Source organism: Kosakonia pseudosacchari, from assembly GCF_015167415.1.
Taxonomy (GTDB): Bacteria; Pseudomonadota; Gammaproteobacteria; order Enterobacterales; family Enterobacteriaceae; genus Kosakonia; species Kosakonia pseudosacchari.
Window position 1 is genome coordinate 1,609,360 of sequence record NZ_CP063425.1, and the last position, 24,196, is coordinate 1,633,555.

23 protein-coding genes and 1 pseudogene are annotated in these 24,196 nt (G+C 54.8%); 9 read left to right on the plus strand and 15 right to left on the minus strand.

The window, feature by feature from the left end; translation table 11 throughout:
- The first annotated feature begins 39 nt into the window (after positions 1-39).
- Both IP581_RS07500 and rlmC read left to right on the plus strand, forming a co-directional pair.
- Positions 40-510 carry a YbjO family protein gene (locus IP581_RS07500; protein ID WP_086871839.1) on the plus strand — a complete coding sequence of 157 codons (471 nt, stop codon included), beginning with the start codon at positions 40-42 and terminating at the stop codon, positions 508-510.
- Positions 511-551: 41 nt separating this feature from the next.
- A complete protein-coding gene (gene rlmC / locus IP581_RS07505) occupies positions 552-1,679 on the plus strand; it encodes a 23S rRNA (uracil(747)-C(5))-methyltransferase RlmC (protein ID WP_193822166.1) in 1,128 nt (375 codons plus the stop codon).
- A 41-nt stretch (positions 1,680-1,720) separates the two neighbouring features.
- Here the strand turns inward: rlmC and artJ are convergent, their stop codons facing one another.
- The 6 genes from artJ to IP581_RS07535 all read right to left on the minus strand — a co-directional run bounded on the left by artJ (position 1,721) and on the right by IP581_RS07535 (position 6,219).
- Positions 1,721-2,452, minus strand: coding sequence for an arginine ABC transporter substrate-binding protein ArtJ (gene artJ, locus IP581_RS07510; RefSeq protein ID WP_086871843.1), 732 nt, complete (start codon positions 2,450-2,452; stop codon positions 1,721-1,723).
- Positions 2,453-2,623: 171 nt separating this feature from the next.
- Positions 2,624-3,292 (minus strand): arginine ABC transporter permease ArtM, encoded by a 669-nt coding sequence (gene artM / locus IP581_RS07515; RefSeq protein WP_086871845.1) that lies wholly within the window; start codon positions 3,290-3,292, stop codon positions 2,624-2,626.
- Positions 3,292-4,008 (minus strand): arginine ABC transporter permease ArtQ, encoded by a 717-nt coding sequence (gene artQ / locus IP581_RS07520; RefSeq protein WP_193822167.1) that lies wholly within the window; start codon positions 4,006-4,008, stop codon positions 3,292-3,294. The genes artM and artQ overlap by 1 nt, the downstream gene beginning before the upstream one ends.
- Positions 4,009-4,014: 6 nt before the next feature.
- Entirely contained in the window at positions 4,015-4,746 is a 732-nt protein-coding gene (gene artI, locus IP581_RS07525; RefSeq protein WP_086871847.1) for an arginine ABC transporter substrate-binding protein ArtI, read from the minus strand.
- A 19-nt stretch (positions 4,747-4,765) separates the two neighbouring features.
- Positions 4,766-5,494 carry an arginine ABC transporter ATP-binding protein ArtP gene (artP, locus tag IP581_RS07530; protein ID WP_020457200.1) on the minus strand — a complete coding sequence of 243 codons (729 nt, stop codon included), beginning with the start codon at positions 5,492-5,494 and terminating at the stop codon, positions 4,766-4,768.
- Between the two features lie 209 nt (positions 5,495-5,703).
- Positions 5,704-6,219, minus strand: a complete 516-nt coding sequence (locus IP581_RS07535; RefSeq protein ID WP_020457201.1) for a lipoprotein — start codon at positions 6,217-6,219, stop codon at positions 5,704-5,706.
- A 102-nt stretch (positions 6,220-6,321) separates the two neighbouring features.
- Here IP581_RS07535 and IP581_RS07540 point away from each other — a divergent pair, with 102 nt between their 5' ends.
- Genes IP581_RS07540 through IP581_RS07550 form a run of 3 tightly spaced genes read left to right on the plus strand, consistent with a single transcriptional unit; the run spans position 6,322 to position 8,074 of the window.
- Complete coding sequence (locus IP581_RS07540; RefSeq protein WP_086871851.1) at positions 6,322-6,645, plus strand: heavy metal-binding domain-containing protein; 324 nt, start codon at positions 6,322-6,324, stop codon at positions 6,643-6,645.
- Positions 6,642-7,472 (plus strand): N-acetylmuramoyl-L-alanine amidase, encoded by an 831-nt coding sequence (locus tag IP581_RS07545; RefSeq protein WP_193822168.1) that lies wholly within the window; start codon positions 6,642-6,644, stop codon positions 7,470-7,472. Before IP581_RS07540 ends, IP581_RS07545 begins: the two co-directional genes overlap by 4 nt.
- Before the next feature lie 35 nt (positions 7,473-7,507).
- Positions 7,508-8,074: a WG repeat-containing protein gene (locus IP581_RS07550; RefSeq protein ID WP_228007822.1), complete on the plus strand. Its 567-nt coding sequence runs from the start codon at positions 7,508-7,510 to the stop codon at positions 8,072-8,074.
- 5 nt (positions 8,075-8,079) lie between these two features.
- Here IP581_RS07550 and IP581_RS07555 read toward each other — a convergent pair whose 3' ends face one another.
- The 4 genes from IP581_RS07555 to poxB form a co-directional block, all read right to left on the minus strand.
- On the minus strand, positions 8,080-9,093 hold the full coding sequence (locus IP581_RS07555) for an NAD-dependent epimerase/dehydratase family protein (protein ID WP_086871857.1): 1,014 nt from the start codon (positions 9,091-9,093) through the stop codon (positions 8,080-8,082).
- Positions 9,094-9,187: 94 nt separating this feature from the next.
- Positions 9,188-10,624 carry an SDR family oxidoreductase gene (locus IP581_RS07560; RefSeq protein WP_193822169.1) on the minus strand — a complete coding sequence of 479 codons (1,437 nt, stop codon included), beginning with the start codon at positions 10,622-10,624 and terminating at the stop codon, positions 9,188-9,190.
- A gap of 10 nt (positions 10,625-10,634) precedes the next feature.
- The gene (gene ltaE / locus IP581_RS07565) at positions 10,635-11,633 is read right to left on the minus strand and encodes a low-specificity L-threonine aldolase (RefSeq protein WP_193822170.1); all 999 of its coding nucleotides are present in this window, start codon (positions 11,631-11,633) and stop codon (positions 10,635-10,637) included.
- Positions 11,634-11,671: 38 nt separating this feature from the next.
- Positions 11,672-13,390 carry a ubiquinone-dependent pyruvate dehydrogenase gene (gene poxB, locus IP581_RS07570; protein WP_193822171.1) on the minus strand — a complete coding sequence of 573 codons (1,719 nt, stop codon included), beginning with the start codon at positions 13,388-13,390 and terminating at the stop codon, positions 11,672-11,674.
- A 153-nt stretch (positions 13,391-13,543) separates the two neighbouring features.
- Here poxB and IP581_RS07575 point away from each other — a divergent pair, with 153 nt between their 5' ends.
- Entirely contained in the window at positions 13,544-13,972 is a 429-nt protein-coding gene (locus tag IP581_RS07575; protein ID WP_193822172.1) for a DoxX family protein, read from the plus strand.
- Positions 13,973-14,024: 52 nt separating this feature from the next.
- Here the strand turns inward: IP581_RS07575 and hcr are convergent, their stop codons facing one another.
- The 4 genes from hcr to aqpZ form a co-directional block, all read right to left on the minus strand.
- Entirely contained in the window at positions 14,025-14,993 is a 969-nt protein-coding gene (gene hcr / locus IP581_RS07580) for an NADH oxidoreductase (protein ID WP_193822173.1), read from the minus strand.
- A 10-nt stretch (positions 14,994-15,003) separates the two neighbouring features.
- Positions 15,004-16,656, minus strand: a complete 1,653-nt coding sequence (gene hcp / locus IP581_RS07585; RefSeq protein WP_193822174.1) for a hydroxylamine reductase — start codon at positions 16,654-16,656, stop codon at positions 15,004-15,006.
- Between the two features lie 147 nt (positions 16,657-16,803).
- Positions 16,804-17,703 (minus strand): lysine exporter LysO family protein, encoded by a 900-nt coding sequence (locus IP581_RS07590; protein ID WP_086871869.1) that lies wholly within the window; start codon positions 17,701-17,703, stop codon positions 16,804-16,806.
- Positions 17,704-17,829: 126 nt separating this feature from the next.
- Positions 17,830-18,525 (minus strand): aquaporin Z, encoded by a 696-nt coding sequence (aqpZ, locus tag IP581_RS07595; RefSeq protein WP_193822175.1) that lies wholly within the window; start codon positions 18,523-18,525, stop codon positions 17,830-17,832.
- A 370-nt stretch (positions 18,526-18,895) separates the two neighbouring features.
- On the opposite strand from aqpZ, the gene IP581_RS07600 reads away from it, so the two are divergent.
- The gene (locus IP581_RS07600) at positions 18,896-20,554 is read left to right on the plus strand and encodes an ATP-dependent endonuclease (protein ID WP_193822176.1); all 1,659 of its coding nucleotides are present in this window, start codon (positions 18,896-18,898) and stop codon (positions 20,552-20,554) included.
- Here the strand turns inward: IP581_RS07600 and IP581_RS07605 are convergent.
- A pseudogene (locus tag IP581_RS07605) lies at positions 20,551-20,988 on the minus strand (VirK/YbjX family protein); the annotation flags it as partial. The gene IP581_RS07600 and the pseudogene IP581_RS07605 overlap by 4 nt on opposite strands.
- A gap of 90 nt (positions 20,989-21,078) precedes the next feature.
- Here IP581_RS07605 and macA point away from each other — a divergent pair.
- Both macA and macB read left to right on the plus strand, forming a co-directional pair.
- On the plus strand, positions 21,079-22,191 hold the full coding sequence (gene macA / locus IP581_RS07610) for a macrolide transporter subunit MacA (protein WP_193822177.1): 1,113 nt from the start codon (positions 21,079-21,081) through the stop codon (positions 22,189-22,191).
- Positions 22,188-24,134 carry a macrolide ABC transporter ATP-binding protein/permease MacB gene (gene macB / locus IP581_RS07615; protein WP_086871879.1) on the plus strand — a complete coding sequence of 649 codons (1,947 nt, stop codon included), beginning with the start codon at positions 22,188-22,190 and terminating at the stop codon, positions 24,132-24,134. The genes macA and macB overlap by 4 nt, the downstream gene beginning before the upstream one ends.
- The last annotated feature ends 62 nt before the right edge of the window (positions 24,135-24,196 follow it).

Genomic DNA, 24,196 nt, shown 5'->3' on the forward strand with positions numbered 1-24,196 from the left:
CGCGCTTGTCGCGGCATTTTTCACAGGGAAATCATCGGATTGGGGTTCTTCAAGAAAACCGTTCATCACGCGAAACTGAATGTGCCGGCACTGGTGCAGGTGGCGGCCATCGCCATTATTATGATTCGCTGCGTTGATGTATTGATGGTGTTTAATTTGCTGGGATGGCGTGGCCTGCTCGATTTTGTGCAGCGCAGCGCGCAGACCTGGAGCCTGACGCTGGTTTTCCTTGGCAGCCTGTTTTTAGTGTTCATCGAAATTCTCTGTGCTTTCTCGGTGGTTAAAGGGCGACGCTGGGCGCGCTGGCTCTATCTCGGCACGCAAGTGGTGGCAACCGGTTATTTATGGGCCGCTTCACTCGGGTATGGTTACCCGGAGCTCTTCAGCATTGCCGGTAGCTCCCGACGTGAGATTTTCCACGCATTAGTGATGCAAAAACTCCCCGATCTGCTGGTGTTATTCCTGCTGTTTGTTCCTGCGCCCAGCCGACGCTTTTTCCGCCTGCAATAACGGTGGTACAATCCCGGCCCCGCAAAATGAAAGGCTTTACTATGCAGTGCGCTCTCTTTGACGCTGGTCGTTGTCGTTCCTGTCAATGGATAGAACAACCCGTCTCACAGCAACTTACCGCGAAAATGGACGATCTCCACACGCTGCTGGATGGCTTGCCTGTTGCCAGCTGGTGTTCGCCGGTAAGTGGCCCGGAGCAGGGATTTCGTAATAAAGCCAAAATGGTGGTCAGCGGCAGTGTGGAAAAACCGCTGCTTGGCATGTTGCATCGCGATGGTACGCCCGAAGATTTGACCGACTGCCCACTCTACCCGCACTCTTTTGCCCCGGTTTTTGCCGCGCTCAAACCGTTTATTGCCCGCGCCGGTTTAACGCCTTACAACGTGGCGCGTAAACGTGGTGAGCTGAAATACCTGCTGCTGACCGAAAGCCAGCTGGATGGAGGCATGATGCTGCGCTTTGTGCTGCGCTCGGAGGCGAAACTTGCGCAGTTGCGCGCGGCCTTGCCTGTGCTTCAGGCGCAATTGCCGCAACTGAAAGTGATCTCCGCCAATATCCAGCCGGTACATATGGCGATCATGGAAGGCGAGACGGAGATTTTTTTCACCGAACAGCAGGCGCTGGCGGAAAACTTTAACGGCGTGCCGCTGTGGATCCGCCCGCAGAGCTTTTTCCAGACTAACCCGGCCGTTGCCAGCGCGTTGTATGCGATCGCCCGCGATTGGGTGCGAACGCTGCCGGTTAACCATATGTGGGATCTGTTTTGCGGCGTCGGTGGTTTTGGTCTGCACTGCGCAACACCGGAGATGCGGCTGACGGGTATTGAAATCGCCCCGGAAGCGATTGCCTGCGCCACACAATCAGCGCAGGCGCTTGGTTTACAAAACCTGCACTTCCAGGCGCTGGATTCAACCCGGTTTGCTACCGCTTCGCACGACATTCCTGAGCTGGTGCTGGTCAACCCACCGCGGCGCGGGATTGGCGCGGCGCTGTGCGACTATTTAAGCCGCATGGCACCGCCGTACATCATCTACTCCAGCTGCAACGCCAGCACGATGGCGAAAGATATTCGCCTGCTGCCGGGTTATCGCATTGAGCGCGTTCAACTGTTCGATATGTTCCCGCATACCGCGCATTATGAGGTGTTGGCGCTGTTGGTGAAGCAATAAAAAAGCCGCGAGAGCGGCTTTTTTATCACAACCAATATGCGTTACTGCGGGAACCACTGATCGCTGATTTTCTGATAAGTACCATCAGCTTTAATCGCTTTCAGCGCGGCGTTCAGTTTTTCCAGCAGCGCTTTGTTATCCGGGCGCACCGCAATGCCAAGGCCGGTGCCGAAGTATTGCGGGTCGGTCACTTTCGGTGTTGCGACACCCAGTTGCGGGTTGGTTTTCAGCCACTCATTGACCACCGCGGTATCACCGAACACGCCATCGATACGGCCATTTTTCAGGTCGATAATCGCATTCTGGTAGCTGTCGTAAGCCACGGTTTTCACTTCCGGGTGCTTGTCCTGCAGGTATTTCTGGTGGGTGGTGCCGTTTTCCATGCCGATACGTTTGCCTTTCAGATCATCAAAAGATTTAAAAGCATCTTTTTTGGCGATCACCAGCGCGGAGTTAGCGTAGTACGGGTCGGTGAAAGCGACCTGTTTGCTACGTTCCGGGGTGATGTCCATACCGGAAATCACTGCGTCATATTTTTTGAATTTCAGCGACGGGATCAGGCTGTCGAATGCGTGGTTGGTAAACGTGCAATCAGCCTGCATCTGTTTGCACAGGGCGTTTGCCAGGTCGATATCAAAACCGACGATGTTGTTGCTCGCATCCATCGATTCAAATGGCGGGTAAGTAGCGGAAACACCGAAGTTAATTTTATCTGCTGCAGAAGCACCAGCGGCGAATGAAGCGAGAAGGGCGGCGAGTAGCAGTTTTTTCATTATCGAACTCCTGTCGGTCAATCTTATTGTTGTTGCCGTGTCTAAAGCGTGACGTTAACCATGCCATTAAATGAATTTATATTCAATAAAAATGCTTAAATATATTTTCATGGAAATAAAAAAGGCGAGTAATGAATCAATTAGCTCGCCCTTGCTTACTATTTATGCAAATTAGTTACGTCGTTCGAATGCCAGCGCTTTACGCTCAATCAGGCGCATCATCAGTGTTAACAGCCCGTTGACCACCAGATAAATCAGCCCGGCGGCACCGAACACGGTGACGTCATAAGTGCGACCATACAGTAACTGGCCGTGGCCCATCACTTCCATTAACGTGATGGTGTACGCCAGCGAGGTACTCTTAAACACCAGCACCACTTCGTTGGAGTAGGACGACAGCGCGCGTTTAAATGCATAAGGCAGCAAAATCGCCAGCGTGTCTTTTTTGCTCATCCCGAGCGCGCCGCAGGATTGCCACTGCCCGTCCGGAATGGCGCGGATCGCGCCATAGAACAACTGCGTGGTGTATGCCGCGCTGTTCAGCGACAGCGCCAGCAGTGCGCACAACCACGGTTCAGAGAGCAGATGCCAGATAACCGGATAGTGCTGCAGCGACGGGAACTGCCCGGGGCCGTAGTAAATCAGGAAGATCTGCACCAGCAATGGCGTACCGGTGAACAGCGTGATATAGCCCCGCACAATGTGCGTCAGCACCGGCGTTTTCAGCGTCAACACAATGGTGAACAGCAGCGATAAGATCAGCGCCACAATCAGCGACGCCACGGTGAGCGTCAGGCTGGTGTGCAGGCCTTTGAACAGCTCTGGTAAAAACTCGAGCATTATTCCGGCCTCCGTTCAAAGCGGGTCGCGCGCATATCGATGCGTTTAAGCACCCACTGGCTTAACAGGGTGATAACCAGGTAAATCACCGCCGCCACGATATACCATGTAAAAGGTTCTTGCGTACGGGTAGCAATGCTTTTAGTTTGCAGCATCAAATCGTTCACGCTAATCAGCGATACCAGCGCGGTATCTTTCAGCAGCACCAGCCACTGGTTACCCAGCCCCGGCAGCGCGTGACGCCACATTTGCGGCATAACCAGGCGGAAAAAGATAGCCCCCTTTGACAAACCCAGCGCCTGGCCGGATTCCCGCTGCCCGTCCGGTACAGCTTTCATCGCACCACGCAAGGTTTGCGAGGCGTAAGCCGCATACAGCAGGGAGAGCGCAATCACACCGCACAGAAACGGGCTGACATCAAAGTTCTCAATTTGTATCTGCACCGGGATCTGCACCACGCCCAGATTGATGGTGAAACCATCAGAGAGCGTCAGCAGCAGTTGTGACGAGCCGAAATAGATAAACAGAACCACCAGGATCTCCGGCAAGCCACGCAGTACGGTGACCAGCGCGGTGCCAATCCAGGCAATCGGGCGCCACTTAACGGACTCCCAAACGGCAAAGATCATCGCCAGAATCAGGCCGATGATCAGCGCACAAACGGCAAGGCCGACGGTCATCCCGGCGGCGCTTGCTAATGGAAACATTTCGTTCATTAAGGATTACTTCTGGAACCATTTGTTATAGATGGTCTGGTAAGTCCCATCTTTCTTCACTTTTTCCAGCGCGGCATTGAATTTCTGCTGCAACTCGGTGTTGCCCTGGCGTACCGCGATGCCCAGACCTGTTCCGAAGTACTCTTTATCGGTGACTTTATCGCCCACTGCCGCCAGTTTCGCGTCCGCTTTCAGCCATTCTGTTACCACGGCGGTGTCGCCGAACACGGCATCAATACGGCCGTTTTGCAGATCCAGACGCGCGTTCTGGTAGCTGTCGTAAGGAACGGTGGTGATTTCCGGGTGCTTGTCGTTGATGAATTTCTGGTGCGTGGTGCCGTTCTGCACGCCAACACGTTTGCCTTTCAGCTGGTCAATGCTGGTGAATTTACCTTGCTGACCCACAAACAGCGCGGAGTTGTCGTAATAAGGCGTGGTGAACAGCACCTGTTTTTCACGTTCCGGGGTGATATCCATACCGGCCATGACCGCGTCGAAACGGCGGAATTTCAGGCTTGGGATCAGGCTGTCAAACGCCTGGTTGGTAAAGGTACAGGTTGCGTCAATCTCTTTACACAACGCGTTAGCCAGATCGACATCGAAACCAACAATTTTGTTATTCGCGTCGGTGGATTCAAACGGGGGGTAGCTCGCTTCGGTGGCGAAACGGATAGTCTGGGCTGCTGTAGCGGTAAGGCTTACGCTTGCAAGTAGCGCGGCAATCAGTACTTTTTTCATTGTCATTAATCCCGATTCTTCAGTGAGATAGGTAATATTTAAACGCGTCGGTCTGCGGCGCGGCAAAGCAGCCCGCATCCCCTTGCTCAACAATGTGACCATTTTCCATGTACACCACGCGGCTGGCGGTTTTACGCGCCACTTCCACTTCGTGGGTCACGATAACTTGCGTGATGCCGGTTTCCGACAGTTCACGAATGATGCTGACGATTTGCGCCGTGATTTCTGGATCGAGCGCGGCGGTAGGTTCATCAAACAGCAATACTTGCGGTTCCATCATCAGCGCGCGGGCGATAGCGACACGTTGCTGCTGTCCGCCGGATAAATGCAGCGGAAAACGATCGCTATAAGGTTTGAGGCGTAAACGTTCCAGCAGTTTTTCCGCGCGCGCCAGCGCCTGATCTTTGCTTAAACCGAGCACGCGGCACGGCGCTTCAATCAGGTTTTGCAGCACGGTCAGATGCGGCCAAAGATTATATTGCTGAAATACCATGCCCACGTTCTGGCGCAATTCGCGAATCGCTTTATCAGACGGGGTTTTGGCAAAATCGAAGTGATTGCCTGCAATGCTTAACTGGCCGGAACGCGGCATTTCAAGCAGGTTGAGTACGCGCAACAGCGAACTTTTACCCGCACCGCTTGGGCCGAGCAGCACCAGTGTTTCCCCTTGCGGGCAATCCAGTGTGATATCGAACAGCGCCTGGTGTGCGCCATAAAAGCAATTGATGCTGTTTAATTTAATACTCATCGAAGCAGTCTGATAGCAATTGAGGCCGCAAATAGTAACGTTGACAGAATAGTTATGCAATATTTGTGCGTTAAAACTTAAAAATAAACCAACTTCATACATAAAGTTAGCACAAAATACCGAGCGGTGCGGGAACCAGGCATAAATGTCGGCATTCACTGCGGAATGCCAGACATTTTACGGGGGTTATCGATTAGGGCATGAAATAATTACCGATGTTCAACCGACTGACGTAGCGTTCCGGCGGGCGCATGCACCGTACCGCCTAGATAGCGCACATCGTCTACTGCCCAGCACTGGCCTTCGCGGATCATCAGCACTTCATCCCGCCAGCTTTGGTCACCTTTGGTGAGCGTGACGCGCAGCGGAATATTCCGTGCATCGGTATTCGGAATGGTCGATGCGCTGGCGACGTCAGCTTTTTCTGGCGTGACATTGCGGCTGGAGAACGGATCCGCTTTTAAAAGTGTGGCATTGCGCGAATCACGGCTGGCGGCGGTGAGCATTTTGCTCAGATCATCGCTCAGATAGGGGCGCAGCGCAGTCCAGTCGTTACCGGGGTGCGCGATGCGGTAGTCATAAAATTGCTGTGCTACGGAATCCGGACCGCCTTCCACACACGGGCCAACGCGCGCGCCCGTATCCTTAAATGCAGGCGTTACCGTGGTGCAGGCGCTTAACAGCAGCGCGCATGGCAAGGCGAGAGTCAAAACTGAATAGCGCATATTGATTTCCTTATTTCTCTTCAGAAGTCACGACCTTTCAAGAATAGTGTATTGATCTGATAATGTGTGGTGTAACGCATTGAACGCTAAAAGGAGAAACCGATGCAGTTTTCAACTACACCGACGCTGGAAGGGCAACCGATTGTCGAGTACTGCGGGGTCGTTACCGGGGAAGCGATTCTTGGGGCGAATATTTTTCGTGACTTCTTTGCCGGCATCCGCGATATCGTTGGCGGCCGCTCTGGTGCTTATGAGAAAGAGCTGCGCAAGGCGCGCGATATCGCGTTTCGCGAACTCGGTGAGCAGGCTAAAGCACTGGGTGCGAACGCGGTGGTCGGCATTGATGTTGATTACGAAACGGTAGGCAAAGAGGGCAGTATGCTGATGGTGTGCGTCAGCGGTACGGCGGTGAAAACGCGGGCATGAAAAAGATCGCGTTACTGTTGCTGGCGCTGTTACTCGCGGGTTGCGCCAGTGAAAAAGGCATTCTTGATAAAAACGGTTATCAGCTTGATACCCGGCGGCAGGCGCAGGCGGCGTATCCGCGTATTAAAGTGTTGGTTATTCACTACACCGCCGATGATTTTGACGTGTCGCTGGCAACGCTTACGGATAAGCAGGTGAGTGCGCATTACCTGATCCCGGCAGATCCACCGCTTCATCACGGCAAACCGCGGATCTGGCAACTGGTTCCGGAGCAGGAGTTAGCCTGGCACGCAGGGGTCAGTTTCTGGCGCGGCGCGACGCGCATCAACGATACCTCCATCGGCATTGAGCTGGAAAATCGCGGCTGGCAACGTACCTCTGGCGGAAAACAATTCGCACCTTTTGCGCCCGCGCAAATTAATGCATTGATTCCTCTGGTAAAAGATATAGTCTCACGCTACAACATTGCGCCGCAGAATGTCGTCGCGCATGCGGATATCGCGCCGCAGCGTAAAGACGACCCTGGCCCGTTGTTCCCGTGGCAAACGTTGTTTGCCCAGGGAATTGGCGCCTGGCCGGATGCGCAGCGTGTGGCGTTTTATCTGAATGGACGCGCCGCGCATGAGCCGGTTGATACCGCCTCGCTGCTGGATCTCCTGGCGCGTTATGGCTATGAGGTGAAACCGCAAATGACACCCGCCGAGCAAAAAAGGGTGATCATGGCGTTTCAGATGCATTTTCGCCCCGGTCTCTGGAACGGTATCGCGGATGCTGAAAGCCAGGCGATTGCCGAGGCATTACTGGAAAAATATGGCCAGGCGGGTTAATTCCCACGGCTTTTTTTATGACGAGGTCAATGGAGATGAGGTTTCGCATCCTGTCAGGCGCGTTACTGATGGCGGCTTTTTCTGCCCATGCCGCGCCAAACCCGGTGACGGTGTTCAGCTGTGCTTACTGGGATAAGTCCACGGATAACGTGGAAAAACTCGATAAGTGCGTTGAAGTAAAAGACGGCAAGCTCAAATTCCTGCCTGCGTTGTTTGCGAAAACCCGCGACGTCGAGGGGATGTCGTGGGTCGGTCTGTATGACTATATGCGCGCCGCCGGGCTGATGGATGCCGATTACTATGTGCGCTCACCGGAGAGCTACCTTTCCGTTGTGCATTTTGATAATGGGCCGGACTGGTTTGTTGAAGGGCTGGTGCGCTCGCGTCAGAACGGCAAAGTGGGTTACTGGGACGACAATTTCCGCAACCGCATCGCGCCGCAATTCGATTACGGCTGGCAGTTTAAAGAGGGCAGAGCGCTGGTGTGTAACGGTTGCAAACCGCAAAAGGATGGCGAGCATACTGCGCTGGTCGGCGGGGAGTGGTTCTATATCGACAAAAGCGGGCAGAAAATTTCTGACGTCAAATCCGGCCCGTTTTAAATCATTCAGCGGTGCAGTTTGCCGTGGTCTTTTAACCAGTACGCCGTCTGTTTGATGCCTTCATCCAGCGTCACTATCGGCGTATAGCCCAGTTCCTGCTGGGCGCGGCTGATATCCAGCGTAAAATCAAAATTGAGCTTCGACACGCCATAATGGGTGAAGGCAGGCTCTTTGGCGCGTTTATCGCCGAAATGCTCCATGCTGCGCGCCACCATATCCAGCATCGCGTATGGCACCGAGCGAATACGGCAGTGAATACCCAGCTCATCAATTAATGTCTGCACGATGCTGCGCAGCGAGCGCGGCTCGCCGTTGGTAATGTTATACGCCCGCCCGGAAGGTAACTTATCGCACTGCGGCTGGCTGGCGAGCCACATCGCATGCACCGCGTTTTCGTAATAGGTCATATCCACCAGCGCTTCGCCACCACGCGGCAGCAACACACTGCGGTAGTGGTGCATCATCTGCGCCAGACGTGGAATAAAGACTTTATCGTGCGGACCAAACAGGCTTTGCGGACGCAAAATGGTGAAACGGGTGTTGGGATTCGCCTGCGCCAGCAGATCGATCACCTGTTCCCCGGCCGCTTTGCTGCGGGCAAATTCGTTGGCGAAACGCGCCGGGCGAAAGTCTTCACTGATTTCGCGATGGTGGTGATAGTCAAAATAGAGCGAAGGGGAGGAGATATGAATAAAGTTGCGTACGCCCCAGGCGACGGCCCACTCACCGAGACGGCGAGTCGCGCGCACGTTTGCCAGGTCAAACGCTTCCTGCGTGCCCCACGGCGACGTGAAGCTTGAGCAGTGCCACAGCGTGTCGATCCCGGCAAGCATGACTTTAGCCTGAGAGGAGACCAGCTCGGTCAGATCGGCGTGCACAAATTCAGCGCCCATTTTACTGAGTAACTTGCCCATGGCTTCGTTACGACCAGTGGCCCTGACGCTAATTCCTTTTTGCCGTAAATACTCGACCGCGTTTCGGCCTAAACCGCTGGTTGCGCCCGTGACCAGTACTTTCATATCGATCCATTGTGTTGAAAAGGCTTTATCGCGGGCATTCTTCCGTGAATTACGCTCTGATGCAATGGGATGACGAAAAGAAAAGCGGTTAAGCTCAGACTTTTTCTCTATTTTGTTCTGCAATATGGGCAATGCGCTGCGCCATGCCGCGAAAAATAAACAGGTGTGCCGGGAACATCAATAACCAGTACCACAGCCCCGGCATACCGTGCGGATGCCACCATGCGCGGACATCCAGCAGCCGGTGATCGCCTTTATCGGTCAGCGTAAAGCTAAGCCGCCCAAGCCCCGGCGCCTTCATACCAAACAGCAGCGCCAGTTGCTGCTCTGGCTCAACGATGATCACTTTCCAGCTGTCTACCGCGTCGCCAGTCTGTAAAAATGCACGCTCTGGCCGCCCGCGTGGCAGTTTGTGGCCTATTAAACGATCCAGCGCCGCGCGAGTTTGCCACAGCAGGTTGCCAAAAAAGTAGCGCTCTTTGCCACCGATGCGGTTAACCACTTCCCACAATGCGCTCAGACTGGCAGCGGTTTTCACGGTGTAACCCGCTTGTTTCGGGTAGTAACCATATTGCGGACGCCAGCGGGAAAACGCCTGCGGGTCGTAACCCCAGTCGCTGGAGTTGACCAGCTTTTCCTCCTCCTGCAGGGTGCGGCGCACCGCGTCATCAAACGGGATCAGCGTCTGCGGGATCAGGCGGCGCAAGTCGGTATCATCTGCCAGCAAATCATGCTTTAAGCCCTGAATTAATGCCCTGGCGATGGTCGGTGGCACAGACGTGATGAGGTGTAAAAACCAGACGGAAATCAGCCGGGTGGGGAGGGGAATTGGGATCAACGGGCGATGAACGCCGCTTACGCGCATAAAGTGATCGAACTGCTGTTGATAGCTCAGCACTTCCGGCCCGGCGGCCTCAAACACCCGGTGTTCTTGCGCGGGGTGCTGAAGCAGTTCGACCAGATAATGCAGTAAATTTTCCAGCGCAATCGGCGTGGTGCGCGAGCGCACCCAGCGCGGCGGCGTTAACACCGGCAGGTTAAACACCATGTCGCGCATTACTTCGAAGGCGGCGGAACCCGCACCAACAATGATGCCAGCGCGTAATTCGGTAACGGGAATGCCCGCCGCGCGCAGCAGATCGCCGGTGTATTGCCGGGCCAGTAGGTGGTCGGAATGGGTTGCGCCCTTCGCCTGTAATGAACTGAGAAAGATAAGCTGCTTGACCGACGAACCCTGCAGCGCATCGCGCACATTCAACGCGATTTGCCGCTCGTGGGCGACAAAATCGCCGCCTTCGCCCATGCTGTGCACCAGATAATAGAGCGTATCGACATCAGTTAATAACGCGGGCAACTCCTGCGGCCACCAGAGATCAACGCGATGGCAACTGACGCCCGGCAGTTGTTGCTTTTGCAGGCGAGTTAAGTTTCTCGCGACCGCTTTTATCTGATGACCTTGCTGGCTGAGCGCTTCGACCAGCCGTTGTCCAATATAGCCGCTGGCACCAAGCACCAGGATCCGCTGCGCCACATCCCGCTCCTTAGCGCTGTAAAAAGGCCTGCCAGTGGCGAACCACCTCAGCCAGTTGCTCACGGTCGACATCCAGATGCGTGACCAGCCGCACCACTGACGAGGCATTAATCAACACGCCGCGCTCACGCAGATACGCGCCCAGCGCTTGTGCGTTATCGCCCACACGGATAAACAGCATATTAGTGTCGTGGCGCATAACATCGGCACCGATCGCTTTCAGTTGCGCGGCCAGCCACGCGGCATTTTCATGATCTTCTTTCAGCCGCGCGACATTGTTTTGTAATGCATACAGGCCCGCCGCCGCCAGAATCCCGGCCTGACGCATGCCACCGCCAGTCATTTTGCGCCAGCGATTAGCGCGGGTGATATACGCTTTATCGCCCACCAGCAGGGAGCCTACTGGCGTGCCGAGACCTTTCGACAGGCAAATAGTGAACGAGTCGCAAAATTGGGCGATCTCTTTCAGTTCGCAGCCATATTCCACCAGCGCGTTGAAGATGCGCGCACCATCGACATGCAGCGATAAGCCGCGTTCGCGGGTAAATTCCCACGCTTGTCGCAGGTAGTCGCGCGGCAATACTTTGCCGTTGTGGGTGTTTTCGAGGCTCAGCAGCTTGGTGCGGGCGAAGTGAATGTCGTCGGCTTTGATTTTCGCCGCGACTTTATCCAGCGGCAGCGTACCATCGGCGGCGGCATCGATCGGTTGTGGCTGGATGCTGCCAAGCACCGCTGCGCCGCCCGCTTCGTAGAGATAGTTATGTGCGCCCTGGCCGACAATATACTCTTCACCGCGTTCGCAGTGGCTGAGCAGGGCGACCAGGTTGGCCTGGGTGCCGGTAGGCAAAAACAGCGCCGCCTCTTTACCGCTGAGTGCGGCGGCGTAACGTTGCAGTTCATTGACCGTCGGGTCATCACCGTAAACGTCGTCCCCGACCGGGGCGGCCATCATCTGTTCCAGCATGGCGCGGCTCGGGCGGGTTACGGTATCACTGCGTAAATCGATCACGGCATTTCCTTATCTTACGATGGGTAATGCCCTCTGTTTTACCTGAGCCAGTTGGTTTTCGCCAGTTCGATCACCTCATCGCCGCGCCCGCTGATGATGGCGCGCATCATGTAGAGGCTAAAGCCTTTTGCCTGTTCCAGCTTGATTTGCGGCGGGATCGCCAGCTCTTCTTTCGCCACGGTGACATCCACCAGCACCGGGCCATCAATAGAGAATGCGCGTTGCAGCGCGTCGTCAACATCGGCCGATTTTTCCACGCGAATACCGGTAATGCCGCAGGCCTCGGCGATACGCGCAAAGTTGGTATCCTGCAGTTCTGTGCCATCCGTCAGGTAGCCGCCCGCTTTCATCTCCATCGCCACAAAACCGAGCACGCTGTTATTAAAAACGATAATTTTCAGCGGCAGTTTCATCTGTACCACCGACAGGAAATCGCCCATAAGCATGCTAAAACCACCGTCGCCACACAGCGCAACCACTTGCCGTTGCGGGAATGTGGCCTGAGCGCCCAGCGCTTGCGGCATGGCATTTGCCATCGAACCGTGGTTAAAGGAGCCAATCAGGCGGCGTTTGCCGTTCATTTTCAGGTAACGCGCAGCCCAGACGGTTGGCGTACCGACATCACAGGTGAAAATGGCATCATCGTCAGCGAAGTGGCTAATCTGCTGCGCCAGATATTGCGGATGGATCGCTTTATCGCTCGGTTTTGCCAGCTCATCCAGACCTTTGCGCGCCTCACGATAATCGTTCAGTGCTTTGTCGAGGAATTTGCGGTCGGTTTTTTCCTCCAGTAGCGGTAGCAGGGCGGCAAGGGTGGCTTTGATATCGCCTACCAGCGCCATGTCTACCTTGCTGTGCGCGCCGATACTCGCCGGATTGATGTCGATCTGGATGATTTTCGCATCGGTGGGGTAAAACGCGCGGTAAGGGAACTGTGTGCCGAGCAGCACCAGCGTGTCGGCATTCATCATGGTATGGAAACCCGACGAGAAGCCAATTAAGCCGGTCATACCCACGTCAAAGGGGTTGTCGTACTCTACATGTTCTTTGCCGCGCATGGCGTGGACAATCGGCGCCTTCAGCTTACCGGCAAACGCCAGTAACTCTTTATGCGCCCCGGCGCAGCCGCTGCCGCACATCAGCGCAATATTCGTGGAATAGCGCAGCAGTTGCGCCAGCTTGTGCAGTTCCTGTTCAGCAGGAGTGACAACCGGCAGCGGTGCGCTATACCAGTGGCTGCTGGCGCTTTCCGGCGCAGGTTTCAGCGCGACATCGCCCGGCAGTACCACCACCGACACGCCTTTGTTGAGAATGGCTTTGCGCATGGCAATCGCCAGTACCTGCGGGATCTGTTCCGGGTTAGACACCAGTTCGCAGTAGTGGCTGCATTCGCGAAACAGCTCCTGCGGATGCGTTTCCTGGAAATAGCCGCTGCCGATCTCGCTGGACGGGATATGTGCGGCAATCGCCAGCACCGGAACATGGTTGCGATGGCAGTCGAACAAGCCGTTAATCAAATGCAGGTTGCCTGGCCCGCACGAACCCGCGCAGACGGCCAGCTCGCCGGTCAGTTGTGCTTCTGCGCCTGCGGCAAACGCGGCGACTTCCTCATGACGGGTCGGCATCCAGTCGATGGTGCCCATGCGGTTCAGGCTGTCACTTAAGCCGTTAAGGGAATCGCCGGTGACTCCCCAAATGCGTTTTACGCCTGCCTGCTCCAGCGTTTTGGCGATATACGCGGCCACTGTCTGTTTCATCTACGACGCTCCTTTTTGTGATCTTGCTTACAAGCTTAGACAATGAATGCGTCACAAAGGAGATTTGCGATGACCTTTTATAAAACAGGGGTTTATTTTTGTTACAGAACGGAATAGTCTGACACAGGTCGATGAAAACAGGAATCATTTCAAATGGTTAAATCATTGTTAAACTCAGTTAATAATATGTTTTCGCATGAAGATTTTGGCCGTCTGCTGCTGCGTTTGATGGTCGGCGGGCTAATGCTATTCCACGGGCTGCATAAATTAATCGGCGGTATTGATGGGATTGCAGGGATGCTGGCGGCGAAGGGGCTGCCTGGTTTTATCGCTTATGGTGTGCTGATTGGCGAAGTGCTGTGCCCGATCCTGATTATCCTCGGCGTACTGACGCGTCCTGCTGCGCTGGTGCTGGCATTCACCATGATTGTGGCCTGGCTGCTGGTTGGCGTGGGTAAAACCGGATCGCTGGATGCGACTGGCGCATGGGCGATTGAGAGCATGGTGTATTACTTTATTGCGGCGCTGGTGATTGTGTTTATCGGTGCGGGTCGTTACTCCGTCGCACCAGCCTGGAAGTAAACGGTTTAAGGAAAAAGCGCCCTTCAGATGAGGGGCGCTTTTTTATTGCGGGTTATGCCAGTACTAAATCGCTCTGTGGGTGGCAGGAGCAGGCCAGCACGAAGCCATCGGCAATCTCTTGTTCCGTTAGCGTCATGGTGCTGCTGACGGTGTATTCCCCGGAAACCACCTGCGTTTTACAGCAACCGCAGACACCGGCGCGGCAGGCGGCATTAACCGGCATTTTATTGCTTTCCAGCGCATCCAGCAGTGTGCTACCCACCGGCGCGTAGAAAGTTTTCATCGGCGAGAGTTTGCTGAATTTCAGTCCACTGGTCGCGGCTTCAGCCACTGGCGTAAAGAATTTCTCTTTAAAGAAACGCGTCACGCCAAGCGCTTTGACTTCGCTTTCAACCCAATCCATATACGGCACCGGGCCGCAGGTCATTACCGTACGCGCTGCCAGTTCCGGTACCTGGCTCAGTAACTCGCGGCTCAGACGGCCAGAGGCAAAGCCTGCCGTGGCGTTATTTTCAGCCACTAGCGTGACCGGGTAATCGCGCCATTCATCGGCAAAAATCACGTCTTGCGGCGAGCGCACATTGAAGATCACCTGCACGTCAGCATGCGGACGGTAATGCGCCAGCCAGCGGCGCATTGACATAATTGGCGTCACGCCGCACCCTGCCGCCAGCAGCAACAGCTTATCGTTCGGTTCGTTATCGCAGGTGAATTCCCCCTGCGCATCGGAAAGCCACAGATAATCGCCGCGTTTTACCTCCCGTGTCAGCCACTGAGAACCTGCGCCATCATCAATACGGCGTACGGTCAGCGTAATGTATTCGCTAACACCCGGCGTTGAAGAGAGGGTATAGGCCCGCAGCGTATCCGCGCTGTTGCGGATACTCACCAGCGCATATTGCCCGGCGCGATACGGGTAGTAATCGTGGCACAACAGCGACAGTGTCCAGACATCCGGCGTTTCCTGCTGGATATGGTGAACCTGCATACGCCACGGGCATTGAGGGGTTGGCATGGTCATGGTTAGCTCCTTACGCGCTCAGCAACTGCTGCATATCCTGTTCCACGGTCGTGACCTGGCGCAGGCCGAATTTCTCATTCAGCACGGCCAGCAGGTCAGGCGTCAGGAAGCCTGGTGCCGTCGGCCCGGTGACAATATTCGTCACACCCAGCGAGAGCAGAGTCAGCAGAATGACAATCGCTTTTTGTTCGAACCAGGAGAGCACCAGCGACAGCGGCAGATCGTTAACGCCGCAGCCCAGTTTTTCCGCCAGCGTCACCGCCAGGATGATGGCTGAGTAAGCATCGTTACACTGACCCGCATCAATCAGGCGCGGCAGGCCTTCAATGTTGCCAAAGTCGAGTTTGTTGAAGCGGTATTTACCGCAGGCCAGCGTCAGGATCAGGCAGTCATCCGGCACCTGGGTGGCGAAATCAGTGAAGTAGCTACGTTCACCGCGCGCGCCGTCACAGCCGCCAACGAGGAAAACGTGACGCAGTTTTTCGCGGCTCACCAGATCGATCAGGGAATCCACCGCGCCAAGCAGCGTCTGGCGACCAAAACCGACGGTGATCAGATGTTCGATTTCGCTGAACGGGAAGCCGGACATCTGCTGCGCCTGGCGGATCACCGGTGCGAAATCGTCACCTTCGAGATGGTTAACACCCGGCCAGCCGACGATGCTGCGTGTCCAGATACGGTCGTCATAAGACCCAACGGTCGGATCGATAATGCAGTTGGACGTCATCACAATCGGGCCAGGGAAGCGGGCGAATTCCACCTGCTGGTTCTGCCAGCCGCTACCGTAGTTACCCACCAAGTGTTTGAATTTGCGCAGCTCCGGGTAGCCATGCGCAGGCAGCATTTCACCGTGCGTATAGACGTTTACACCGGTCCCTTCGGTTTGTTGCAGCAAGTTGTAGAGATCTTTCAGGTCGTGGCCGGAAATCAGGATACATTTACCGGAAACGGCTTTGACGTTGACCTGAGTAGGCGTCGGGTGGCCATAAGTGCTGGTTTCACCGGCGTCCAGGATGCTCATCACGCTGAAGTTCATCTGGCCGATTTCCATTGAACATTCAAGCAGGGCATTCATATCGGCAGGCCAGGTGCCCAGCCACGCCATGATGTTGTGGTAACGGGCGTAGATATCGTTGTCGTACTGGCCGAGTACATGGGCGTGTTCCATATAAGCCGCCGCACCTTTTAGGCCATACAGGCAGAGCAGGCGCAGGCCAAGGATGTTTTCGCCAATCGCCGCTTTGTCTTTGTTCGGCGTGAACTCCGCCGCCTGGCGCTGTAAAGCGCCGAGATCGTCGCTGACCAGTTGCAGGTCGGCCATCGGATTATCGACGTGGGCATGCGGATCGATAGCGAGGCAGCGGGCTTTCAGCGCTTCACGTTTTGCAATCGCCTCGCGCGCGTAGCCGACAATGCGCACGGAATCGAAGTTAACGTTAGTGAGGGTAGAGAAGAAGGCGCGCGGCGCGAAGTTATCGATCTCATGATCAATCAGATCGTACTCACGTGCTTTGCTGGCCCAGGCGGAGAGCCCTTGTAACGCGGCAATCAAGAGATCCTGCAGGTCGGAGGTTTCAGCGGTTTTACCGCACATCCCCTGCGCGTATGCACAGCCGTTGCCCGCCGGAGTTCGGATGGTTTGTTCACATTGCACACAAAACATGGTCACACCTTTATGTTAAAGTTATATTTGAAATGCATGTTTAAGATTATGCTGCCGTTGGGAGGCTTAAAAGCGATTTTGTCGGCAATTTAAGGGGATATTGATTTAGCGCAAGTTTGGCGGCAGGCATCTACCGCCAATGCGGTATCAGGCAGAGAAAAAGGCCATTAATAGCGGCACAAGCAAGCTGAGAATAAAACCATGCACAATGGCGGCGGGCACCAGTTCCAGCCCACCGGAGCGCTGAAGTACCGGCAGGGTGAAATCCATCGATGTCGCGCCCGATAACCCGAGCGCGGTAGAACGGCTGCGGCGTACCAGACCTGGGATCAGCATGATGGCAATTAACTCGCGCGCCAGATCGTTAAAGAAGGCGGCGCTGCCGATCACCGGGCCGAACGACTCGGTAAGCAGAATGCCCGACAACGAATACCAGCCAAATCCTGATGCCATGGCAAGACCCGTTTTCAGCGGCAGGCCGAGGATCAGCGCATTAATCACACCGCCAATCAGTGAACTGCCAGCAACCACCACGGCAATAATCATTCCGCGGCGGTTGAGGACAATCTGTTTCAACGTCATCCCGCTGTTACGCAACTGGATACCCACCAGTAGCAACAGGAAGATCAGTGTGTATTCGCTGGCTTCCGTGGCATAGCGCAAAAACGCCAGCCCGGAAAGCCCAATGGCGAAACCGATGACCACCACACCGCAAAGACGTAGGGACTCCAGCGCCATCGCAATACGCGAAGGCAATTTTTCTTGCTGGTGCTGATGATGCCACGGCAGTGTGCGCTCCAGCCACAGCAGTGCCGCGGCGTTACACAGCAGGATCACCACCACGCTGACCGCTGAATAATGCAATATCGCCAGTAAGTTCGCGCTGAGATTATCGAGAAAGGCGAGGCTTATCCCCATAAAAAAGAGGATCAGATAGACAATCCAGCTGAGTAATTTATTGATAAGTTTGAGCGCAGCAGTGTGACGCAGGGGAATCAGATAACCGATGACCAACGGCAAAAGAATAATTAACAGTCCTGAAAGCATGAAGCGCCCGAATCCTTGCAAAGTGAAAACACCGGGGAACACACTACCCAAAGGTGGAAAATGAGTAAAGCTGCAAAAAATAAGAAAGATTATGCAAAAGACCCGGTAAAAAACCGGGTCTTTATATTACGTGCGTTTTTCCAGTAGCGTACGGTAAATAACGCCACCGAGGAGGCCGCCGATAATCGGCATCACCCAGAACAACCATAACTGCTCCAACGCCCAGCCGCCCTGGAAAATCGCCACGGCGGTGCTGCGCGCCGGATTGACGGAGGTGTTGGTGACCGGGATGCTAATCAAGTGGATTAAGGTCAGCGCCAGACCAATGGCGACAGGCGCAAAACCGACAGGTGCATTTTTATCTGTCGCTCCGTGAATCACCAGCAAGAAACCGCAGCTCAGGACAATCTCAATAATAATGGCGGAATACATTGAGTAATGTCCTGGTGAATGTTCTCCGTAGCCGTTGGAGGCGAAACCGCTGGTCGCGGCATCGAAGCCGCTTTTACCACTGGCAATTAAATAGAGCACGGCTGCGGCAATAATGCCGCCAACCAATTGCACGAGAATATATCCCACCACCTCTTTTGCCGGAAAACGGCCGCCGGCCCACAGGCCGAGTGTGACTGCCGGATTAAAATGACCGCCGGAAATATGCCCGACGGCAAATGCCATGGTCATGACCGTTAAACCGAACGCCAGCGCCACCCCGGCAAAACCAATGCCGGTTTGTGGAAATGTCGCTGCCAGCACTGCGCTGCCGCAGCCGCCAAATACCAGCCAGAATGTGCCAAAGCACTCCGCCGCTAATTTTCTAAACATAGCCACCTCGATAAAAACAGAAACGGACCCAGGCCTGCCGTGTGTCAGACATCAATGGATGCGTGAATAAAAGCGTGCGTATTGTAGGGAGTAGCAAAATAAAATAACCAGTTATAAAAACCAATAAATTGATTTCAAATAGATAATTCATCGTAAGTTATTGCTTTAAACTGGTGTTAAGTTTTTGCTTAATTCAATAAATAAGAAATATATGCTATTTAATATCGTGGTTCGTTTTTTAAATATTACAACGATGGAGCCACTGCATATATTTCAATGAAATATTGCACTTAGCGCGTGTTCTGCCGCTTTTCGTCCCGCTATACTCCTTCAAGAATAGACGGAAAAGCCCAGAGATGCCGGAGGAAGAATGATTCTGGAGCGTGTGGAAATTGTCGGCTTTCGTGGCATTAATCGTTTATCGCTGATGCTTGAGCAGAACAACGTGTTAATTGGGGAAAACGCCTGGGGTAAATCAAGCTTGTTGGACGCGTTAACCCTGCTGCTGTCACCGGAAACGGATCTCTACCATTTTGTTCGCGATGATTTTTGGTTCCCGCCGGGGGATCTGCAAGGGCGGGAACATCATCTGCATATTATTCTGACGTTCCGCGAATCCGAACCCGGGCGCTACCGCACGCGGCGTTATCGCCCGCTGGCAGAGTGTTGGGTTGCCGGTAATGATGGTTATCGCCGCCTGTTCTACCGGCATGAAGGCGAGCTTTCCGATGATGGCAGCGTAATGACGCTACGCGGTTTTCTGGATGCGCAAGGGAATTTGCTGCCGCTGGCGGACATTGATGAAAGTGCCCGCCATCTGGTGCGGCTGATGCCGGTACTGCGGCTGCGCGATGCGCGCTTTATGCGCCGCATCCGTAACGGCAGCGTGCCGGAGACGCCGTTGCTGGAAAACACGGCGCGTCAGCTCGATTTCCTCTCTCGCGAATTAATCTCCCGCCCGCAAAATTTAACCGACGGACAGATACGTCATGGTTTATCGGCGATGGTGCAATTGCTGGAGCACTATTTTTCTGAGCAGGGCAGTGGCGCTTCACACCAGCGCTTGATGCGCCGCCGCTCTCATGACGAGCAACGCAGCTGGCGCTATCTCGATATTATTAACCGCATGATCGATAAACCCGGCGGGCGGATGTACCGGGTGATCCTGCTGGGGTTTTTCGCCACGCTGTTGCAGGCGAAAGGTTCTGTTCATCTCGACCGTGATGCGCGACCGCTATTGCTGGTGGAAGATCCGGAAACGCGGCTGCATCCGATCATGCTCTCTGTGGCCTGGCAGTTGCTGAACTTGTTGCCGCTACAAAAGATCACTACCACCAACTCAGGTGAGTTGTTGTCATTAACGCCCGTTGAACATGTTTGCCGCCTGGTGCGTGAGTCTTCGCGTGTGGCGGCCTGGCGTCTAGGCCCAGGCGGTTTAAGTGCCGAAGATGGGCGGCGCATTGCGTTTCATATTCGCGTTAACCGACCTTCTTCACTGTTTGCCCGTTGCTGGTTGCTGGTGGAAGGGGAGACGGAGAACTGGGTTATCAATGAACTGGCGCGCCAGTGCGGTCATCATTTCGATGCTGAAGGGGTAAAAATTATCGAATTTGCCCAGTCAGGCTTAAAGCCGCTAATTAAGTTTGCGCGCCGCATGGGCATTGAATGGCATGTACTGGTGGATGGTGACGAAGCCGGGAAGAAGTATGCCGCCACCGTGCGAAGCCTGCTTGATAACGACAGGGATCAGACGCGCGAGCATCTGACGGAACTGCCGGCGCTGGATATGGAGCATTTTATGTACCGCGAAGGATTCGCAGATGTTTATCACCGCGTCGCGCAGATACCGGAAAATGTATCGATGAATATGCGACGTGTGATTATCAAAGCGATTCACCGTTCGTCAAAACCGGATCTGGCGATTGAGGTGGCACTGGAAGCGGGCAAGCGCGGCGTGGAGTCGGTGCCGCATCTGTTTCGTAAAATGTTTTCCCGCGTGCTGTGGCTGGCGCGCGGGCGGGCAGATTAGTTCTGGCAGTGAGCGGCAGTCTGCGCCTGCAGGCTGTCGAGCAGCTCGTAGCGGCGGCGATACTCAGAACGCTTTTTTCTGGCGATCTCTTCCATCGGTTTGCGTGGCATCACCAGCGGCAGCACGAAGTCGCCGTGCTGGTCAGCAACGGCGCCCAGCGATTCCCAGAAGCTGTTGTAATCGGCATGCAGCAGCCCCTGTTTTTTCTTGCGGTAACGTGCGGTGTGGTAGATATGCGTTTCATTGCTGACGGCGCGGATCGCTTCCACTTGCAGAAATTGCGCCATCGTCATGGCCGTTTCCACCAGCAGACGTTTCGGGAACAGCCCGTGACACGCTTTGGTCGCTACCTGAATTGCCTCATGTGGAACATGCGCTTTCGCCCCCTGCAGCCCACCAATATAGAGCGTGGTTTTGCCGGCGAACTGGCTTAATGGAGAAAATACGAACTTTTTGTTTCGTTGATGCTGTGTTTAGTTAAGATTGGCCTCTATAAACTGCATGTCCGATTATCTGGGATTTTTATGAAACTGAAGGGAAAACGCAGGACGGTAATGATTGTGCTGGCAGTAGTGGTTTTACTGGCGGCGTTTTGGTTATGGGGCAAGCTCAATGCTCCGGTTGTTCAGTATCAGACGCTGATTGTGCGCCCGGGCGAACTGCAACAAAGCGTGCTGGCGACCGGGAAACTGGATGCGCTCCGTAAGGTGGATGTGGGTGCCCAGGTGAATGGTCAGTTAAAAACGCTGTCGGTGAATATCGGCGATAAAGTAAAAAAAGATCAGCTTTTAGGCGTCATAGATCCTGAACAGGCAGAAAACCAAATCAAGGAAGTGGATGCGACCTTAATGGAACTGCGGGCGCAGCGACGCCAGGCGCAGGCCGAGCTTAAACTGGCGCAAGTCACCTTCGCGCGCCAGCAACAACTGGTAAAAAGCAACTTGATCTCCCGCCAGGATCTGGACGCCTCGGCGACGGATGTGGCAGTAAAAGAAGCGCAAATTGGCACCATTGATGCCCAGATCAAACGTAACCAGGCAACGCTGGATACAGCGAAAACCAATCTTGATTACACCCGCATTCTTGCGCCGATGGCCGGTGAAGTGACGCAAATTACCACCCTGCAGGGCCAGACGGTGATTGCCGTACAGCAAGCGCCGAATATTCTGACGCTCGCCGATATGAGCACCATGCTGGTGAAAGCGCAGGTTTCCGAAGCCGATGTCATCCACCTCAAGCCGGGGCAGAAAGCGTGGTTCACCGTGCTTGGCGATCCGGGAACACGCTATGAAGGCGAGCTGAAAGATATTCTGCCGACGCCGGAAAAGGTCAACGACGCGATTTTTTACTATGCGCGTTTTGAAGTGCCAAACCCGGAGGGCGTGCTGCGTCTTGATATGACCGCGCAGGTGCATATTCAGCTGACCGGGCTGAAAAATGTGATCACCATCCCTCTGTCGGCGCTTGGCGAGCCGGTGGGGGACAACCGTTACAAAGTGAAGGTGCTGCGTAATGGTGAAACCCGCGAGCGCGAGGTGACGCTGGGCGCACGTAATGATACGGAAGTGGTGGTGACGAAAGGCCTCGATGCGGGCGAAGAAGTGGTGATTGGTGAGAAGAGCGGAGCGGCGCAATGACCGCCTTGCTGGATCTGAATAACATCCGCCGCAGTTATCCGTCCGGTGACGGACAGGTTGAGGTATTGAAAGGCATCACGCTGCGCATTAATGCCGGTGAAATGGTAGCGATTGTGGGGGCATCCGGTTCCGGTAAATCCACGCTGATGAACATTCTGGGTTGCCTGGACAAACCCACCAGCGGCACTTACCGGGTGGCGGGAACGGATGTGTCGTTGCTCAGCAGCGATCAACTTGCGCAGCTGCGCCGCGAACATTTCGGTTTTATCTTTCAGCGTTATCATCTGCTTTCCCATTTGACGGCGGCGCAGAACGTCGAAGTCCCGGCAGTGTATGCGGGGACGGAACGTAAAGCACGGCTGGAGCGCGCGAAAGCATTGCTGACCCGCTTAGGGTTGGGGGAGCGGGCTGATTATCAGCCGTCGCAGCTTTCCGGCGGTCAGCAACAGCGCGTGAGTATTGCCCGCGCGTTGATGAACGGCGGCCAGGTGATTCTGGCCGATGAACCGACCGGCGCACTCGACAGCCACTCTGGCGAAGAGGTGATGGCAATCCTGCATCAGCTTCGCGATCGCGGGCATACGGTCATTATTGTGACTCACGATCCGCAGGTGGCCGCGCAGGCAGAGCGGGTGATTGAAATTCGTGATGGCGAGATAATCAGTAACCCGCCAGCCAAAACGGACGCCGCCGCGCCCGCGAATCACGATGCGGTCATCACGCACGCCGGAGGCTGGCGGCAGTTCGTCAGCCGTTTTCAGGAAGCGCTGACCATGGCCTGGCGCGCCATGGCGGCCAACAAAATGCGCACCTTGCTGACCATGCTCGGCATCATTATAGGTATTGCGTCGGTAGTCTCGATTGTGGTGGTCGGCGACGCGGCTAAACAGCTGGTGCTGGCGGATATTCGCTCAATAGGTACCAACACTATTGATGTCTATCCCGGCAAAGATTTTGGTGACGACGAGCCGCAATACCAGCAGGCGCTGAAATATGACGATTTGCAGGCGATCCAAAAACAGCCCTGGGTTAAATCAGCCACACCTGCCGTTTCACAAAACCTGCGTTTGCGCTACGGCAATATTGATGTGGCGGCGAGCGCCAATGGCGTAAGCGGGCAATATTTTAATGTGTATGGCATGACGTTCAGCGAAGGCGCTTCGTTTAATGACGAGCAACTGAAAGGCCGGGCGCAGGTGGTGGTGCTCGACAGCAACACCCGCCGTCAGTTATTCCCCAATAAAGCCAGCGTTGTCGGTGAGGTGATCCTGGTTGGCAACATGCCCGCGACGGTAATTGGCGTGGCAGAGGAGAAGCAGACGATGTTTGGCAGCAGCAAAATTCTGCGCGTCTGGCTGCCGTACAGCACTATCTCGGGGCGAATTATGGGGCAGTCCTGGCTAAACTCCATTACGGTACGAGTAAATGAGGGCTACAGCAGTGAGCAGGCTGAACAGCAGCTCACGCGGTTGCTCAGCTTGCGCCACGGTAAGAAAGATTTCTTCGTCTGGAATATGGACGGGGTCTTGAAAACGGCGGAAAAGACCACACGTACTCTTCAGCTGTTTTTGACGCTGGTGGCGGTCATTTCGTTGCTGGTTGGCGGTATCGGCGTGATGAACATCATGCTGGTGTCGGTCACCGAGCGGACTCGAGAGATTGGCATCAGAATGGCAGTTGGTGCACGGGCTGGCGATGTCTTGTCGCAGTTTCTGATTGAGGCGGTGTTTGTTTGCCTTGTCGGTGGTGCGCTCGGCGTCACGCTATCCATGCTGATTGCCTTTACTTTGCAACTCTTTTTACCGGGCTGGGAGATTGGTTTTTCGCCAGTGGCGCTGTTAACGGCGTTTTTATGTTCGACGTTTACTGGTGTGCTGTTCGGCTGGTTACCTGCGCGCAATGCCGCGCGGCTCGACCCGGTAGATGCGCTGGCTCGCGAGTAATAAAAATGCCAGCCGATTGGGCTGGCATTTTGACTGCGGCATGTACACAATGTGATAACAGG